Origin of the sequence: uncultured Campylobacter sp., assembly GCF_938045405.1 — a bacterium.
Taxonomy (GTDB): domain Bacteria; phylum Campylobacterota; class Campylobacteria; order Campylobacterales; family Campylobacteraceae; genus Campylobacter_B.
Genome location: NZ_CALIMW010000111.1, coordinates 1 through 1,528, shown reverse-complemented (window position 1 = coordinate 1,528; position 1,528 = coordinate 1). Strand labels below are relative to the sequence as shown.

Genomic DNA, 1,528 nt, shown 5'->3' with positions numbered 1-1,528 from the left:
TGAGACACTACCGTCGTGTCGCTATCGATGCATTGGTATTCGTTTGTGGAGCGGGTTTTCGTAAAATCGCCCAAATCCTCAAGATATGCAATGCGCTTCGCCGTGCCTAGCGCGGTTTTGATTTTGGTCGCATCCCCTAGATCGACATCCGTGCCGCAAATATAAAATTTCGTAAGTTGGCTATCCGTAACCGTTAGCTTATCTGCCATTTTCTACTCCTCATAGGTTTTAAAATAAATTGAGACGACCACGCCGTAGCGATCGCCGTCAACGCCTAGTATATTCACGCTACAAGGAGCTATGATATACACCTCATCAAATTTAGCGCCCGCATAAAAAACCTTTGCGTAGCTCTCCGCGCGTGCTAAAGCATCTTTTACACCTCGCCCCGTAGGATAGCGGAGTGTAATTTGAAATACGCCACTATGCTCTGCGATATTATCGTCTATCGCGATGCTAGTAGGACGAGCGGGCAAAAAGTGCAGCTGCTGATACGGCACGCCCTCTTTAGGGCTATACGTAGCGTTTTCAAACTGCGTATCAATGCGCGGCGTAACGCTTAAAATAGCCTGCTCTATCGTCTGTCTAGCCTTTAACATTTGCCCTCCTAAAATACGTGTTCCAGCGCACGATATTGCGCCTTACCATACCTTGCGGCGCCTTTTTACTCCAGCCCTCGAATTCTATCCGGTAGGCGTAAGGTAAATTATTAGTGAAATAAAACACTTTGTCTAATTTATACCCCTGTGATACCGTTACCTCTAGCCTCGCTCTTGACGCATCGGCGGTCTGTTCGGTAGTCTCCGTGCTAGCGGCATCTACGCTAGGAAACCAATTGTTTTTCAGCCTGCCCGTATCCACGGGGGTGTCTGAAATAATATCGCCACAAAGCCCAACAATAGCCGCCTTAATCGCGTTCTCGCTCTGATTTAGGGCGATGAGCTCGAACTCCGCCACGCTGTCTACTTCCATACCGCCACCAATTGATGCAACGCGATGTCCTCGCCGCCCCACACCGCATCATTGTATTTGATAGTATATGTGCCGTGCGGAAACTCTATTTTGTCGTTATTCTGCGGCGCGAAGGGGAGGGATTTAGCAGCTATGAGTATAACGCTATCCCCCTCGTTGAGTAGCCCTTTTTCTATCAAATTTGAATAGCTTTTAGCGCTATCGATATACGCCTTTACCGGGCGGCTTTCATAATTTAGGCTCATCTCGCCCGTTTTTGGATCGTAGATTTGCCCTGCTTGTCGCTTATAAATGCCGTTTTTGCCAAATTTTTCAAGTAGCTTAAATGCCGTATTTTTGGCTTTTTCGTTTAGCATCTATCGACCTTTAACATCGAGCTTGCGTAAACATTTTTTAAAAAAGGCTTAAGCAGGCTACAAACGTAAGCATATTTGGTCGTAGGATCGGCGCTGCTGCTATATTCTACTTCGATACTGCCAACCTTTTCTTTGGTGGTTAGCCGTTCGATGTCGCTTAATAGCTCGCCCGAATTAGCTTTTATCGCAAGCTCGCATAC

At 46.9% G+C, this 1,528-nt stretch carries 5 protein-coding genes; all 5 read right to left on the bottom strand.

The window, feature by feature from the left end; translation table 11 throughout:
* Positions 1-209 (bottom strand): hypothetical protein (locus Q0140_RS04115; RefSeq protein ID WP_297962167.1); only part of this gene is annotated, 209 nt, incomplete at its 3' end.
* Positions 210-212: 3 nt separating this feature from the next.
* Complete coding sequence (locus Q0140_RS04110) at positions 213-599, bottom strand: phage tail terminator-like protein (protein WP_297962165.1); 387 nt, start codon at positions 597-599, stop codon at positions 213-215.
* On the bottom strand, positions 586-972 hold the full coding sequence (locus tag Q0140_RS04105) for a hypothetical protein (RefSeq protein WP_297962163.1): 387 nt from the start codon (positions 970-972) through the stop codon (positions 586-588). Before Q0140_RS04105 ends, Q0140_RS04110 begins: the two co-directional genes overlap by 14 nt.
* Positions 963-1,328, bottom strand: coding sequence for a hypothetical protein (locus Q0140_RS04100; RefSeq protein WP_297962161.1), 366 nt, complete (start codon positions 1,326-1,328; stop codon positions 963-965). Before Q0140_RS04100 ends, Q0140_RS04105 begins: the two co-directional genes overlap by 10 nt.
* On the bottom strand, positions 1,322-1,528 hold a 207-nt coding region (locus Q0140_RS04095; RefSeq protein ID WP_297962159.1), incomplete at its 5' end, for a DnaT-like ssDNA-binding protein. The genes Q0140_RS04095 and Q0140_RS04100, both read right to left, overlap by 7 nt.

Bases quoted from the DNA above. Each gene is read 5' to 3' on its own strand.
- Q0140_RS04110 (WP_297962165.1), bottom strand. From the start codon at position 599: ATGTTAAAGGCTAGACAGACGATAGAGCAGGCTATTTTAAGCGTTACG.
- Q0140_RS04100 (WP_297962161.1), bottom strand. From the start codon at position 1,328: ATGCTAAACGAAAAAGCCAAAAATACGGCATTTAAGCTACTTGAAAAA.
- Q0140_RS04105 (WP_297962163.1), bottom strand. From the start codon at position 972: ATGGAAGTAGACAGCGTGGCGGAGTTCGAGCTCATCGCCCTAAATCAG.